Source organism: Roseovarius sp., from assembly GCF_030373445.1.
Classification (GTDB): Bacteria; Pseudomonadota; Alphaproteobacteria; order Rhodobacterales; family Rhodobacteraceae; genus Roseovarius.
Genome location: NZ_JAUCYU010000014.1, coordinates 117,331 through 130,903, shown reverse-complemented (window position 1 = coordinate 130,903; position 13,573 = coordinate 117,331). Strand labels below are relative to the sequence as shown.

Genomic DNA, 13,573 nt, shown 5'->3' with positions numbered 1-13,573 from the left:
GCCCGCCGCGCCGGTCAATCGTCGTGTCGCACCGCGCGCCTATTTCAGCCGGGGTGGTTTCGCCGGGTCCATCCCCGGCGCCGCGCCCGGCGCCGCGCGCACCACCTCCGGCCCCGGCAGGTCGAACCGCAACCCCACCCTTGCCAGCCGCGCCGCCGCCGCGTCCTCGGCCCGGAAGAACGCCACGTCCAGCGCCGCCGCCTCCAGCCCGGAAAACTGCAACAGGTCCGACACCGCCCGCGCCAGCGCCCCCTCGGCCCCGGGCACCGCGTCGATCACGCCCAGCATGTGCCCCTCGGCCCCGCTCTCGTATTCCACGCCGACAAGGTAGGCGCTCGCCGCCAGCCCCGCCGCGCTCGCCAGCCGCGCATCGAGCGCGGTCAGCAACCGCTCGGGCAGACCGCCCGGCGCCGTGAACGCCCGCACCTTCGTCTCCACCTCGCGCGGGCCCTGCCCCAGCGTCCCGGCCAGCCACGCCACCGCCTCGGACGGCAACAGCATCGCCGAGGGCGCCACGTCGAGGTTCAACCCAAGCCCCAGCCCCGCCGGCGCCAGCATCTCCGCCACGGCCCGCCCCGACAGCGCCGCATAGGGCGCCTCGCCCCCGGCAAACTGCGCCAGCCGGTCCTCGCCGTCGAAGACCAGCACGAAAGCCTGCCCTTCCACGTCGAAGGTCCGCGGCGTCACCCGCTCGCCCTCCGCCTCGCGCTCCAGCAAAAGGAACAGCTCCGACGCCGCCAACTGCCCGTAGAAATCGAGCCGCGCGCCCTCGTCCTCCGGCGCCGCTTCCATCCTCGCATGCGCCGCGTCGAGCCGTGTCGCCTCAGTCATCCATCACCTCTTTCACCCTTGCCCGCAGCGCCGGCAGCACCTCCGCCTCGAACCACGGGTTCTTCCGCAACCACGCGGTATTCCGCCACGACGGGTGCGGCAGGGTGAACACCTCCGGCGCCCGCTCGCGCCACGCCTTCACCGTCTCCGTCACCCCGGTTTTCACGCCAAGGTGATACTTGTGCGCATATCCCCCCACAAGCACGCGCAGCCGCACTTGGGCCAGCTCCTGCATCACCCGGTCATGCCATGTCTGCCCGCACACCTTCGGCGGCGGCAGGTCCGAGCCCTTCGCATCGTATCCCGGGAAACAGAACGCCATCGGCACGATCGCCACCCGCGCGGTATCGTAGAACTCGTGGGCCGAAAGCCCCAGCCAGTCGCGCAGCCGGTCGCCCGACGGGTCATCGAACGGCTTGCCCGACTGGTGCACCCTTGCCCCCGGCGCCTGCCCCGCGATCAGCATCCTTGCCCCGGGCCGGAACCACACCACCGGGCGCGGCTCATGCCCCGTAGCCGTCTCCGCAAACCGCTGGGCACAGATCCGGCAGGCCGCGATCTCCCGCTCCAGCCCGGCCATTCAGACCACCTTGACGCCCGCGCCCTTCATCCCTTCCAGCGCCGCGGCAAGCGACCCGTCAAGGTCGATCCCCCGGCACAGCTCGGTCAGAACCGTCACGTCATAGCCCAGCTTCGCCGCATCCACGGCCGAGAAGTTCACGCAGAAATCCGTGGCCAGCCCCACCATGGTCAGCTGTTCGATCCCCCGCGTCTGCAGATAGCCATGCAGGCCCGTGGGCGTTTCGTGATCGTTCTCGAAGAAGGCCGAGTAGCTGTCGATCGACGGGTTGAACCCCTTGCGCACGATCATGTCGGCACTGTCGGTGTCCAGGTCCGCATGGAACGCCGCCCCGTCGCTGCCCTGGATACAATGATCGGGCCACAGGACCTGCGTGCCATAGGACATCTCGACCGTCTCGAACGGCGCCTTGTCCTTGTAGCTTGACGCGAAGGAGGAATGCCCCGCCGGGTGCCAGTCCTGCGTCAGGATCACCGCCGGAAACTCGTCGATCAGCGCGTTGATCCCGGGCACGATCTCGTCGCCCCCTTCCACCGCCAGCGCACCGCCGGGGCAGAAATCATACTGCATGTCGATCACGATCAGCGCTTCGGTCATCGGGCCATCCTCCGTTTCCCAAAGACCTAAGCGGGCCGGCGCCCCCCGTCAACGTCGCCCCGCCGCCAACGACACGGCCGACGATCCCGGCCTCGCCCGAGGCGCATGTGCCGGCAGACGGGCACAAAGGCGGCCCCGGCCGCCGCCCATCTGCATGTCCGGGTGCACAAGAGTGACCCCGGACAAGGGCTCAACGACCGATCCGACCCCGGACTGACCGATGCTGCGAGGCGAATTTCCCTCCGCTTTGCCCAAGCGGATGATTATTGCGGGGCCGAGATCGTCATGCCCGCCTGTTCCGCAACCTTCAGAACCACACCCAAATCCGGCTCCGACGGCGTTGGCAATGTCGTCTGGTCCTCCGGAAGCGGCCTGCCGATGCCGGTAAAGAAGGCTTTGTGCATATGCCCGGGGGCATTCAGGATGAGCAGCCGCGCCGGGCCCTCGCCAATGGCCTGGAACGCGTGGGTCTCACCGTCGGGCACCGCGACAAATTCACCGGCTCCCGCGATCCTGTCCGTTCCGCCGATGTTGAAGGCAACCTGCCCGTCAAGGATGAAGAACCCCTCCGTCTCGCCGGCATGATGGTTGGGCGGCGCACCGGCCCCGACGGGCACGAGACACTCGACGAGACAGTACTTCCCGTCCGTCTCTTCCGGAAAGGCATGGAACTTCAGCAGAATATTCAAGACATCATAGGTGCGCGGTAGCGGTGCCATGTCGACAATCCTTATTTGCAGCGATACCCGATTAATGATACATATGTCTCACAATAAGACAATAGTCTCACGAACTTCAAGCTACGGATTCCGCGATGCCCAAGACCAAAGGCCGATCCGCACAGCGCGCGCGCACGCGACAGGCCATTCTCGACGGGGCCCGCAAACTGCTTTCGGACGGCAAACCCGTAACCGTCGCCGCGGCCGCTGCCGAAACCGGCATCTCCAAGGCCACCAGCTACCGGTATTTTTCCGACGCCGACCTCCTTGTGGCAGAAGCTGTTCTCGACATCGCGGTGAAGCCTTACGACGCCGTCATCAGCGGCGCCCCGGACCTGCACGGCAAGCTCAAGGCGATCTGCCTGTACTTCCTCGATCTCGCGCTCGAGAACGAACCCGAGTTCCGGCAGTTCCTCGCCGCGTCGATGCGCGCATGGTCCGCCGAAAGCAGGGTGGCCGCGCGGGGCGGTCGCCGCGTCGCCATGTTTCACCGTGCGCTCTCGGAACATGACACCGGGCTGAGTGACGACCAGAAGGAAACGCTCGTCTGCGCCCTGTCGGCCTCGACCGGAATGGAAGCCTTGATCGCGTTGATCGATGTCGCCGGCGCGTCCCCGGCCCAGGCCCGGGACGTGGTCGGTTTCATGGTCGATGCGATGCTCGACCGAACGCTCTGACCCACGCTGCCGTCCTGCATTGACGGTCGGGCAGGCCTGCCGCCGTGGGTGTTGCGCCGCCCCCCACATCTCGCGTGTTGCGCGCGGGGCGATACATCAATTCCCGCCGTAAAAGACCCCGGAACCGACGCGATACCGACGAAATACCGACGTGATACCGACGTCGAAATCCCTTCGAAACAACGCCGTTAACCAACGAATCGCCGCCCCTCAATACCGCGTCCGGAACAGCCCACGTTTCTCGTAGACCTCCGCCGCCTCCTCCACGGGCCCGGCCACCCCATGGCTCCCGCCACGTCCCGGTGAACTTTCTGCGCCGCGGCGCGTTACCGTACCAAACCCGCTACAGGACAAAGGACACCCCCATGGCCAAAGCCCTCACCTTCGCCGTGATCAGCGGCTCGCTGCGCAAGGAAAGCTTCTCGACCAAGATCGCCGACAGCCTGCACGAACTGGTGCCGGAAGGCGTCACCGTCGTCCCGCAGGACATCCACGACATCCCGCTCTACAACGAGGACCTCAAGACCAACGGAAGCTCCCCCGCGCAGGTGCAGGACCTCGCCCAGGCCATCGAGGGCGCCGACGCGGTGGTCATCTCCTCGCCGGAATACAACCGCGGCACCTCGGGCGTGCTGAAGAACGTGATCGACTGGATGTCGAAGGAGCCAAACACCCCCTTCGCCGGCAAACCCGTCCTGATCATCACCCAGTCGCCCAGCGCCACCGGCGGGCTCACCGCGCAATACGACCTGCGCAAGATGCTCTCGGTCATCAACGCCGAGATCGTGCCGGGCTTCGAGATCGCGGTCAGCAAGTCGAACGACAAGATCAACGACGGCAAGCTCACCCATGACGACACCAAGGAGTTCATCGCCGACAACCTCTCGCGCCTCGCCAACCGCATCCGGGGCTGAGCGCGGCATTCCGGCCCCTTGCCCGGCCCCGGGCAAGGGGCTAGAGGAACGGCCCATGTACACCATCGCCGCCCTCTACCACTTCACCCGCTTCCCCGACCCGGCCGCCATCCAGGCGCCGCTGCTGGCGCTCTGCGAGCGGGAAAAGATCTCCGGCTCGCTCCTGCTGGCCCAGGAGGGCATCAACGGCACCATCGCCGGCCCCCGCGCCGGCATCGACGCGGTGCTCGCCCATATCCGCGCCCTGCCCGGCTGTGCCGATCTCGACTGGAAGGAAAGCACCAGCGACCACCAGCCCTTCCGCCGCCTCAAGGTGCGGCTCAAGAAGGAGATCGTCACCATGGGCCAGCCGGATGTCGACCCGCAGGCCCGCGTCGGCCATTACGTCGACCCGCAGGACTGGAACGCCCTCATCCAGTCGCCCGACGTGGCCGTGATCGACACAAGAAACGACTACGAGGTCGCCATCGGAACCTTCGACGGCGCCATCGACCCCCAGACCGCCAGCTTCCGCGACTTCCCCGCCTGGTGGGAGGCCAACAAGCACCGTTTCCACAACAAGCGCATCGCCATGTTCTGCACCGGCGGCATCCGCTGCGAGAAATCCACCAATTTCCTGCTGGGCCAGGGCGTGGAAGACGTCTACCACCTCAAGGGCGGCATCCTGAAATACCTCGAAGAGGTGCCCGAGGATCAATCCACCTGGAACGGCGAATGCTTCGTCTTCGACAACCGCGTCTCCGTGGGCCACGGGCTACGGGAAGGCCCGCACCAGCTCTGCTTCGCCTGCCGCCGCCCGATCCTGCCCGCCGACCGCGACCGCCCCGAATACGAACACGGCGTCTCCTGCCACCAGTGCTTTGCCGAGACCACGGAAGACGACAAGCAACGCTTCCGGGAACGCCAGAAACAGATGGCGCTGGCCGAGGCCCGCGGCGAGAAACACATCCGCATCGTCCACGAAGACTGACGCGAGGCCGCCCGCAAGGGCTGACGAGCAGCGCCCTCAGGCCGCCACGGCGACGGCCTTCCGCGGCCGCGTCCGCAGCAGGATCAGCACCATGATCCCCATGTTCAGGAAATTCCAGACGATCCCGTTCACGAACGCCATCTGGTAGCTCCCGGTGACATCGTAAATCCACCCCGACATCCACCCGCCCAGTGCCATGCCCATGATCGTCGCCATGATCACGAACCCCACGCGCCGCCCGGCCTCGACGCTCGGCATGTATTCCCGCACCACCAGCGCATAGCTCGGCACGATCCCGCCCTGCGACAGCCCGAATACCGCGCTCACCACGTAAAGCGAGGTCAGCCCCCCGGTCGGCAAATACAGAAACAGCGCCAGGCATTGCAGCGACGACCCGATCAACAGCGTCTTCACCCCGCCCAGCCAGTCCGCCACGAACCCGAACACCAGCCGCGACGCCGCCCCGCCCAACAGCATCAGCGCCAGCATCTGCCCGCCCACCGCCGGGCCATAGCCCAGGTCGGTGCACAGGCTCACGATATGCACCTGCGGCATCGACATCGCCACGCAGCACCCGATCCCCGCCAGCCCCAGCATCAGCATCAGCGTCCGGGGCGAGAACCCCGCCGCCTTCGCCCGCAGGCTGGAAATCGCGTCCGACCGCGCCGTCGCCTCCAGCGGCACCCGCCGGCGCAACAGGAACGACAGCGGCACCATCGTCACCACCGTGATCACCGCCAGCCACACGTAAACCGCCCGCCACCCGTCCGCCTCCAGCACCCCGGCCAGCATCAGCGGCCACACGGCGCCCGACAGGTAATTGCCGCAGGCCGTGATCGCCACCGCGATCCCCCGCCGCTTCAAGAACCACATCGACACATCCGTCATCAGCGGGCCGAAACTGGCCCCCGTGCCGAACCCGATCACAAGCTGCAGCCCCGCCAGCAACAGCACCGACGGGCTGATCGCCGCCAGCCCCATGCCGCCCGCGATGATCACCGCCGACAGGCTCAGCGCCGCGGTCACCCCGAACCGGTCGATGATCCGCCCCACCGCGAAATTGCCCAGCGCATAGCCGATCATCGTCATCGTGTAGGGAAACGATGCCTCGCCCCGGTCGATGCCGAACTCGGCCTGGATCGCCGGCATGACCATCACGATCACCCAGATGCCCACGTTCCCCACCGTCGCGATCAGAAGCGAAACGGCAAGGCGGAACCACGAATACCGGCTGTCGAGAACATCAGGGCCTGTCATGGCCGCGACGTTAGTCGCGCGCCCGGCGATGCGCCAGCGCGAAAACCGGCGGGGCTTGGCCTCGACGCGACAGCACGGTATGGCTGCGCCACAAGCAACGCTCCGGAGCCGGCAAGATGACCTCCTCCCCCCGCCCCACCGACATTGCCCGCGACGTGCTCGAGATCGAGGGCGCGGCGCTCGCCCGCCTGCGCGACGAGATGCCCGACAGCTTCGACACCGTCGCCGAGCTGCTGCTGAACGTGCCCGGCCGGGTGATCGTCTCGGGCATGGGCAAGTCGGGCCATATCGCCGCCAAGATCGCCGCCACCATGGCCAGCACCGGCACGCCCGCCCAATACGTCCACCCGGGCGAGGCCAGCCACGGCGACATGGGCATGATCACCAGCGCCGACGCGGTGATCCTGATCTCCAACTCCGGCGAGACGCGCGAACTGGCCGACATCATCGGCCACACCCGCCGCTTCGCCATCCCGATGATCGCCATCACCAAGAAACCCGACAGCACGCTCGGGCGTCAGGCCGACCACGTCCTCCCCCTCCCCGACGCGCCCGAGGCCTGCGCCATCGGCATGGCCCCCACCACCTCGACCACCTGCACGCTGGCCTTGGGCGACGCGCTCGCCGTGGCGCTCATGCGCCTGCGCGGCTTCGACAAGGACAGCTACCTCGCCTACCACCCCGGCGGCACGCTGGGGGCGCAGCTCCTGCTGGTCTCGGCGGTCATGCACAAGGGCGACGAACTGCCCGTCGTGGCCGAGGACACGCCGATGGGCGAGGCGCTGGTCGAGATGACCCATAAAAGCTTCGGCGTCGCGGCGGTCGTCTCCGGCGGCCGCCTCACCGGCATCATCACCGACGGCGACCTCCGCCGGAACATGGACGGCCTCATGACCCGCACCGCCGGCGAGGTCGCCACCCGCTCCCCCCTCGTCACCGCCCCCGACGCCCTGCTGGTCGAGGCGCTCGGCGTCATGAACGCCAACAAGCGCACTGTACTGCTGGTGACGGATACGGAAGACCACCTCGTCGGCCTCGTTCACATCCACGACGCGCTCCGGGCCGGGGTGGCCTGACCCACCCTCCAGGACCCACCCGGGGCCTCTGACGAAGCCGGGCGAGCGCCGGCCCGTGGGGAGGCGCCGCAACACCCGTGGCTGCCACTTTATCCCGCCGAGCACATCTTCCCTCTGAACGTAACGCAACACCCGCCAAAGCGCCTGCCCGCCGGGACGGGCCGGCGCTCGCCCGGCGCCTTCGGCTCGATTCCGGGCGTGTGCAAATCGTAGGGTGGGTGAAACCCACCACCCCCGAAAACCCAACACCCCGCACCGACGCAATACCGACAAAATACCGACGTGATACCGACGTTGCATTTCCCCGGAAATCAGCCCGCCAATACGTCCCACCGTCCCGGCCTCCGAGCCGGGACCTCGAACGACCAGCGACCCCGGATCACGTCCGGGGCGGGCACGGTCCAATACCCCCGAAGGGCACCTGAACCCCTACTTCACCGCCTCGATATTCAAAGACACGAGAACCCCGTTCTCCTTGTCCATATGCGGCAAATAGGCCTGCGAATAATCGTCCATGTGGGAATGCTCGGTCTCCCGCCAATCCCACAGCCGCGTCTCGGAAAACCCGACCTCTTTCAAGGCCTCCGCCAACGACGCCTCGTCGAAAATCATCCCGTGGAAATCATACTCGTCCCGCTGCCCCCCGGTCACCAGCCCGCGCACATCCTCGATCCCGCGCGGCAGGATGCCGGACATGTAGAGCTTGGCCGCCGCACCGAAATCCGGCACCGCCAGCCGCAGCACCCCACCGGGCGCCAGCACCCGGCACCACTCGGCCAGCGCCGCCTTGTAGGTGTTCCGCCCGAAATGCTCGAGCACGTGGCAGGCATAGATCAGCTTCACTGACCCGTCCGGAATGAACGACAAATCCTCGACCCGGCCGACATGGTCGACATGGTCATACGCCAGCGCATCCACGTGAAACCAGCCCGGCAGATGCTTGACGCCGCAGCCGAGGTGGATCTTGTCATATTGTCCCATCGGATCTCTCCTTCACGCGGTCGCGCGCATCTCTTCGAATTCCCTGACACACCGCGCGATCCCCTCGTCGAGGGAAATCCCCGGCCGCCACCCCAGCCCGTGCAAACGGCTGCTATCCATCAGCTTCCGCGGCGTCCCGTCCGGCTTCGACGTGTCCTGCACGATCCGACCTTTATACCCGGCCGCGTCGGCAATCGTCTCGCCCAGTTGCCGGATCGAAATCTCCTGCCCCGAGCCCACGTTCACATGCTCATGCCCCGAGTAATGCTGCATCAAAAACACCAGCGCATCCGCAAGGTCATCGGCATGCATGAACTCGCGCAGCGGGCTGCCCGTTCCCCACATCACCACTTCCTCGCGTCCCTCGTCCCGCGCCTCGACCATCTTGCGGATCAGCGCCGGCAGAACATGGCTGGTCTCGAGATCGTAATTGTCGCCCGTGCCATACAGGTTCGTCGGCATCGCCGAGATGAAATCCGCCCCGTGCTGCTTGCGATAGGCCTGGCACAGCTTGATGCCGGCGATCTTGGCAATCGCGTACCACTCGTTCGTCGGCTCCAGCGGCCCGGTCAAGAGCGCATCCTCCCGCATGGGCTGTTCGGCCAGCTTGGGATAAATACAGCTCGATCCGAGAAACATCAGCTTTTCGACACCCGACCGGTGCGAAGCGTGGATAACATTGGCCTCGATCATCAGGTTTTCGTAAAGGAAGTCTGCCGGAAATGAGTCATTGGCGAGAATCCCACCCACCTTGGCGGCGGCCACGAACACGGCATCCGGCTTGTTCTCCGCCATCCAGTCCTCCGCCTCCGCCTGCCGCGTCAGGTCGGCATCCTTGCGCCCCGCGGTCAGAACCGTGCAGTCCTCCCGCTCCAGCCGGCGGCAGATCGCCTGCCCCACCATGCCCCGGTGCCCGGCCACGTAGACCCGCTTGCCGGCAAGCGCATAGACCGGCTCAGCCATTGCGCTTGGCCTCCTCGAAATCGCTCTCGACCATCTCGCGCACCAGCTCGTCAAAGCTCGTCTCCGGGGTCCAGCCCAGCTCCTGCCGCGCCTTCGAGGCATCGCCCAGGAGCGTCTCGACCTCCGCCGGCCGGAAATACTGCGGATCGACCCGCACGATCACCCGGCCGCTCTCGTCCCGGCCCACCTCGTCGACACCCTCGCCCTCGAAGGTAATGCTCATCCCCAGAACCTCCGCCGCGCGCGCAACGAATTCCCGCACCGAATACTGCTCGCCCGTGGCGATCACGTAATCCTCGGGCTTGTCCTGCTGCAGCATCAGCCACATCATCTTGACGTAATCCCGCGCATGACCCCAGTCACGCTTGGCATCCATGTTGCCCAGCCGCAACTCCTGCTGCGTGCCCAGCTTGATCCGCGCCAGCGCCCGCGTGATCTTGCGGGTCACGAAGGTCTCGCCCCTGAGCGGGCTCTCGTGGTTGAAGAGCGTCCCGTTGCAGGCGTAAAGCCCGTAGGCCTCGCGATAGTTCACCGTGATCCAGTAGGCGTAAAGCTTGGCCACGGCGTAAGGCGAGCGCGGGTGGAACGGCGTCGTCTCCCGTTGCGGCACCTCCTGCACGAGGCCATACAGCTCCGAGGTCGAGGCCTGGTAGAACCGCGTCTTCTCGCCCAGCCCCAGGAACCGGATCGCCTCCAGCAGCCGCAGCGCGCCCAGCGCGTCGGAATTGGCGGTGTATTCCGGCTCCTCGAACGACACGGCCACGTGGCTCTGCGCGGCGAGGTTATACACCTCGTCGGGCTTCACCTTCTGCAGGATATGCGTCAGCGACGAGCTGTCGGTCATGTCGCCGTGATGCAGCACGAACCGCCCCTCGCGGCCCGGTTCCCCCTCGATCAGGTGGTCGATCCGGGCGGTGTTGAACAGCGACGTGCGCCGCTTGATGCCATGCACCTCGTAGCCCTTGTCCAGCAGGAACTCCGCCAGGTAGGCGCCGTCCTGACCGGTGACGCCGGTGATGAGTGCTGTCTTCTGGCTCATGTCTGTCTCGCCTTGGCTTCGGGGTTCACCCGATAAAGGCTTCCCGCCCGGTTGAAAAGGGGGTTGGGCGGGGCGCGAGGGCTGTGGCGCCGGCCCGCCGCCCCCAGGCGCCCCCGTCCCGCCCCCCGCGCCGGGGCCCTTCGCCACGATCGACACCGGCCACCCGGCTGCGCCGGCATTGACGCTCTTGCTCCCGCCCCCGTCGCGGCTGTACCAGACATCCACGTCCCCGGATGCGCGACGGCACCGGCAACTTGAAATGAAAGGGACAGTCATGATCCGCCAGTTCGGCCCCGAAACCGCCCTCCTCCTCATCGACGTGCAGAAGGGCGTGAACGTGCTCGAGCACTGGGGCGGGCCCACCGGCCGCCGCAACAACCCCGGCGCCGAGGCCGAGATGGCCCGCCTTCTGAAAGCATGGCGCGCGAACGGCCTGCCGGTGATCTTCACGCAGCATGACAGCCGCGAGGCCGCCTCCCCCCTGAAACTCTCCCTGCCCACCGGCGCGATGATCGAGGGGTTCGAACCCTCGGCCAGCGAGATCATCGTCAGGAAGGACGTGAACTCCGCCTTCATCGGCACCGACATCGAACTCCGCATGCGCCAGCACGGCATCACCCGGCTGGTCGTGGTCGGCTTCTTCACCAATTTCTGCGTGGAGACCTCGACCCGGATGGCGGGCAACATGGGCTACGACACCTACCTCGTGCCGGATGCCTGCGCCACGACCAACCGGGTGGGCCCGGACGGCACGGATCACGACCCCGAGACGGTGCATGCCCTGTCGGTGGCGTCGCTGCATGGCGAATTCTGCACGGCCTTGACGACCGATCAGGCGCTTGCGCTGACGAAGGGCGACGCGCCCGATCTGGAGCGCGCGCAAGGCAACGAGTAAGACTCCTTCCGCGGCCCTGTAAACTTCACCCGTCCCGGGCCTGACCCGGGACCTCGTGCCAAGATCTCCCCGTACCGGTCCGCCAGAGACCCCGGCTCAAGGCCGGGGCGCGACCACCCCTTCGCCCGGCCGCGCCACGTCCCAGTGAATCTCCCGTATCCCCGCCAGCCGCGCGAACCGCCCGAGCTCCGCCTCCAGCTTCTCCACCCGTGCCGGCCCCCATTTCACGCCGCGCTCCGGCCAGAACCCGGTCACCCGCAGCCACCCCGCCGCCCGGTCCGCCTTCAGCTCGCAGCGCCCCACGAACCGGTCGCCCTCCAGCAGCGGATAGACGTAGTAGCCCCAGAGCCGCTTCTCCTTCGGCACGAACATCTCGTTGCGGTAGGCAAACCCGAACAGCCGTTCCACCCGCACCCTGTCTCTGATCGCCGGGTCGAACGGGTTCAAAATCCTCAGGCGGCTCGTCGCCCCCGGCGCCGCCGCCAGCCGCGCCTCGATATCCGGCGCGCCCCAGGCCGCCCGCCACGCCCCGTCGGCCCCCTGCACCTCCACCGGCACCGGTCGGCGCGCCTCGGCCCAGCCCTTCGCCTCGCCCGCGTCCATCGCCTCCCAGAACCGCTGCACCTCGCCGGTTGTCCCGACGCTCAGCCGGTCCAAAGCCGCGTCGCACAGCCACAGCGCGCTCTCCGCCTCCCCCGGCCCCTCGCGCAGATGCGCCGGGAACACCCGCTCGCCCAGGTCGTAGAACTTCACGAAATTCTCGCGGTGACAGGTCGCCAGCTCCCCCGAATACCACATCTGGTCCAGCGCCTTCTTGTGCGGCGGACGGGCCCACATCTCGCGGCTCTCCGCCTTGGTCTCGAAGGCATGGGTCGACAGGGCCCCCTCCGCCGCGATCCGCGCGCGGATGCTGGAAATCTGCTCCTGCCCCAGCCCCGACTGGTACCAGCCATGCCGCGCCGCCCGCTCGCCCAACCGCCGGAACTGGCGCTGCCACATCGGCAGGACATCCATCGGGATAAGCGAGGCGTCATGGGTGAAATGCTCGAAGATCTCCCGCTGTCGCAGCAGGGGCCAGAGCATCTTCTCGCGGTAATTCTGGTTCCGGCTCCACAGGATATGATGATGCGCCCGCGTCACGTTGCGGATCGTGTCGATCTGCACGAATCCCAGCGCCCGGATCATCCCCATCACATCGACCGGCCCCACCGGCGTGCCCGACAACCCGTTCGTCCACAGCCACAGCCGCCGCGCGTCGCGGTTGCCGATGCGAAGCGGCGCGCTCACGGGGAACTCATGAAGATCAGCGCATCCCGCTGAACCTGTCCCTCCAGCCGCATCACCGCGTCATACATCAGCCGCCCGATCACGCAGGCCCGCCGGTTGTCCGCCCGCCGCAGGTCGCGCATCGCATCGACGATCGATTCGGGCCTCGGCGTGCCGGCGATCAGCACCTCCATCTCGCGGTCGAGCCCCGCCTTCACCCGGTCGAACTGCGACCGTGACAGCCGCACCGCATTCCGGCTCGCCCCAAGCCGGGCGGCGCGCAGCTGGATCGCGTAATACTCCTTCAGCGCCGGCGCGTTCAGCCGCGCCGCCATCCGGCTCATCGTGTCCGAATGCGCCTCCGCCGACAGGTCGTTGCGGATGATCCGCCCACACTGCGCCACCGGCAGCGCGTGGATCATCGTCGATTCCACCTCGAAATAGTATTTCAGCTTCCGCGTCGGCAGATGCCCCAGCCCCCGGTCGATCAGCGGCCAGATCAGCCCCTGCGCCTGCCCCGGCTGGCCGGGGTTGGCATAGGCCATCATCACCTGCTCGGCGATATGCCCGGCGATCACCGGATCGGTATAGAAGGCCCGGTTCTGCGCCACCGCCAGCTCGAGGTTCTCCCCCCGGAAGCCCAGCGCGCGCATGTCCTCGCGCACCGGCGCAATGTCGGGAATCTGCGCCAGAAGCGCCATGATGTCCTGCTTGGTCACGACGACGACATCCTCCTCCGGCGCGGCGGACGCGGAGACAGGCAGGAAGGTCAGGCTCAGGCAAAGGGCGATGATCAGGCGCAAGGCGA

The 13,573-nt window shown here is 67.2% G+C and carries 15 protein-coding genes; 5 read left to right on the top strand and 10 right to left on the bottom strand.

What is annotated here, in order from left to right; all coding sequences use genetic code 11:
- Window positions 1-39 precede the first annotated feature (39 nt).
- The 4 genes from QUV18_RS21485 to QUV18_RS21470 all read right to left on the bottom strand — a co-directional run bounded on the left by QUV18_RS21485 (window position 40) and on the right by QUV18_RS21470 (window position 2,727).
- Window positions 40-831 carry an SseB family protein gene (locus tag QUV18_RS21485; RefSeq protein WP_300896196.1) on the bottom strand — a complete coding sequence of 264 codons (792 nt, stop codon included), beginning with the start codon at window positions 829-831 and terminating at the stop codon, window positions 40-42.
- A complete protein-coding gene (locus QUV18_RS21480) occupies window positions 824-1,411 on the bottom strand; it encodes a uracil-DNA glycosylase family protein (RefSeq protein WP_300896195.1) in 588 nt (195 codons plus the stop codon). The genes QUV18_RS21485 and QUV18_RS21480 overlap by 8 nt, the downstream gene beginning before the upstream one ends.
- On the bottom strand, window positions 1,412-2,008 hold the full coding sequence (gene pncA / locus QUV18_RS21475; protein WP_300896194.1) for a bifunctional nicotinamidase/pyrazinamidase: 597 nt from the start codon (window positions 2,006-2,008) through the stop codon (window positions 1,412-1,414). It lies immediately after the preceding gene.
- Between the two features lie 263 nt (window positions 2,009-2,271).
- The gene (locus QUV18_RS21470; protein ID WP_300896193.1) at window positions 2,272-2,727 is read right to left on the bottom strand and encodes a cupin domain-containing protein; all 456 of its coding nucleotides are present in this window, start codon (window positions 2,725-2,727) and stop codon (window positions 2,272-2,274) included.
- Window positions 2,728-2,822: 95 nt separating this feature from the next.
- On the opposite strand from QUV18_RS21470, the gene QUV18_RS21465 reads away from it, so the two are divergent.
- From QUV18_RS21465 to QUV18_RS21455, 3 genes are all read left to right on the top strand, one after another.
- On the top strand, window positions 2,823-3,404 hold the full coding sequence (locus tag QUV18_RS21465; RefSeq protein WP_300896192.1) for a TetR/AcrR family transcriptional regulator: 582 nt from the start codon (window positions 2,823-2,825) through the stop codon (window positions 3,402-3,404).
- 365 nt (window positions 3,405-3,769) lie between these two features.
- Complete coding sequence (locus QUV18_RS21460; protein ID WP_300896191.1) at window positions 3,770-4,318, top strand: NAD(P)H-dependent oxidoreductase; 549 nt, start codon at window positions 3,770-3,772, stop codon at window positions 4,316-4,318.
- Between the two features lie 55 nt (window positions 4,319-4,373).
- Window positions 4,374-5,288 carry a rhodanese-related sulfurtransferase gene (locus QUV18_RS21455; RefSeq protein ID WP_300896189.1) on the top strand — a complete coding sequence of 305 codons (915 nt, stop codon included), beginning with the start codon at window positions 4,374-4,376 and terminating at the stop codon, window positions 5,286-5,288.
- Between the two features lie 36 nt (window positions 5,289-5,324).
- Here the strand turns inward: QUV18_RS21455 and QUV18_RS21450 are convergent, their stop codons facing one another.
- Window positions 5,325-6,545 carry an MFS transporter gene (locus QUV18_RS21450; RefSeq protein WP_300896188.1) on the bottom strand — a complete coding sequence of 407 codons (1,221 nt, stop codon included), beginning with the start codon at window positions 6,543-6,545 and terminating at the stop codon, window positions 5,325-5,327.
- 116 nt (window positions 6,546-6,661) lie between these two features.
- On the opposite strand from QUV18_RS21450, the gene QUV18_RS21445 reads away from it, so the two are divergent.
- Window positions 6,662-7,621, top strand: coding sequence for a KpsF/GutQ family sugar-phosphate isomerase (locus tag QUV18_RS21445; protein ID WP_300896187.1), 960 nt, complete (start codon window positions 6,662-6,664; stop codon window positions 7,619-7,621).
- 429 nt (window positions 7,622-8,050) lie between these two features.
- On the opposite strand, the gene QUV18_RS21440 is transcribed toward QUV18_RS21445, so the two are convergent.
- From QUV18_RS21440 to gmd, 3 genes are read right to left on the bottom strand one after another with little or no spacing between them, the layout of a single operon-like run.
- Window positions 8,051-8,602, bottom strand: coding sequence for a methyltransferase domain-containing protein (locus QUV18_RS21440; RefSeq protein WP_300896185.1), 552 nt, complete (start codon window positions 8,600-8,602; stop codon window positions 8,051-8,053).
- Window positions 8,603-8,614: 12 nt separating this feature from the next.
- Complete coding sequence (locus QUV18_RS21435) at window positions 8,615-9,565, bottom strand: GDP-L-fucose synthase (protein ID WP_300896184.1); 951 nt, start codon at window positions 9,563-9,565, stop codon at window positions 8,615-8,617.
- Window positions 9,558-10,604: a GDP-mannose 4,6-dehydratase gene (gene gmd, locus QUV18_RS21430; protein WP_300896182.1), complete on the bottom strand. Its 1,047-nt coding sequence runs from the start codon at window positions 10,602-10,604 to the stop codon at window positions 9,558-9,560. Before gmd ends, QUV18_RS21435 begins: the two co-directional genes overlap by 8 nt.
- Window positions 10,605-10,878: 274 nt before the next feature.
- Between gmd and QUV18_RS21425 the strand changes: the two genes are divergently transcribed.
- Window positions 10,879-11,499 (top strand): cysteine hydrolase family protein, encoded by a 621-nt coding sequence (locus QUV18_RS21425; protein ID WP_300896181.1) that lies wholly within the window; start codon window positions 10,879-10,881, stop codon window positions 11,497-11,499.
- A 96-nt stretch (window positions 11,500-11,595) separates the two neighbouring features.
- Here QUV18_RS21425 and QUV18_RS21420 read toward each other — a convergent pair whose 3' ends face one another.
- Together QUV18_RS21420 and QUV18_RS21415 are read right to left on the bottom strand one after the other, a co-directional pair.
- Window positions 11,596-12,786, bottom strand: coding sequence for a crosslink repair DNA glycosylase YcaQ family protein (locus QUV18_RS21420; RefSeq protein WP_300896180.1), 1,191 nt, complete (start codon window positions 12,784-12,786; stop codon window positions 11,596-11,598).
- Complete coding sequence (locus QUV18_RS21415; protein ID WP_300896179.1) at window positions 12,783-13,568, bottom strand: hypothetical protein; 786 nt, start codon at window positions 13,566-13,568, stop codon at window positions 12,783-12,785. Before QUV18_RS21415 ends, QUV18_RS21420 begins: the two co-directional genes overlap by 4 nt.
- Window positions 13,569-13,573: the final 5 nt, after the last annotated feature.

Bases quoted from the DNA above. Each gene is read 5' to 3' on its own strand.
- QUV18_RS21435 (WP_300896184.1), bottom strand. From the start codon at position 9,565: ATGGCTGAGCCGGTCTATGCGCTTGCCGGCAAGCGGGTCTACGTGGCC.
- gmd (WP_300896182.1), bottom strand. From the start codon at position 10,604: ATGAGCCAGAAGACAGCACTCATCACCGGCGTCACCGGTCAGGACGGC.
- QUV18_RS21485 (WP_300896196.1), bottom strand. From the start codon at position 831: ATGACTGAGGCGACACGGCTCGACGCGGCGCATGCGAGGATGGAAGCG.
- QUV18_RS21450 (WP_300896188.1), bottom strand. From the start codon at position 6,545: ATGACAGGCCCTGATGTTCTCGACAGCCGGTATTCGTGGTTCCGCCTT.
- QUV18_RS21460 (WP_300896191.1), top strand. From the start codon at position 3,770: ATGGCCAAAGCCCTCACCTTCGCCGTGATCAGCGGCTCGCTGCGCAAG.
- pncA (WP_300896194.1), bottom strand. From the start codon at position 2,008: ATGACCGAAGCGCTGATCGTGATCGACATGCAGTATGATTTCTGCCCC.
- QUV18_RS21480 (WP_300896195.1), bottom strand. From the start codon at position 1,411: ATGGCCGGGCTGGAGCGGGAGATCGCGGCCTGCCGGATCTGTGCCCAG.
- QUV18_RS21445 (WP_300896187.1), top strand. From the start codon at position 6,662: ATGACCTCCTCCCCCCGCCCCACCGACATTGCCCGCGACGTGCTCGAG.
- QUV18_RS21470 (WP_300896193.1), bottom strand. From the start codon at position 2,727: ATGGCACCGCTACCGCGCACCTATGATGTCTTGAATATTCTGCTGAAG.
- QUV18_RS21455 (WP_300896189.1), top strand. From the start codon at position 4,374: ATGTACACCATCGCCGCCCTCTACCACTTCACCCGCTTCCCCGACCCG.
- QUV18_RS21440 (WP_300896185.1), bottom strand. From the start codon at position 8,602: ATGGGACAATATGACAAGATCCACCTCGGCTGCGGCGTCAAGCATCTG.
- QUV18_RS21465 (WP_300896192.1), top strand. From the start codon at position 2,823: ATGCCCAAGACCAAAGGCCGATCCGCACAGCGCGCGCGCACGCGACAG.
- QUV18_RS21425 (WP_300896181.1), top strand. From the start codon at position 10,879: ATGATCCGCCAGTTCGGCCCCGAAACCGCCCTCCTCCTCATCGACGTG.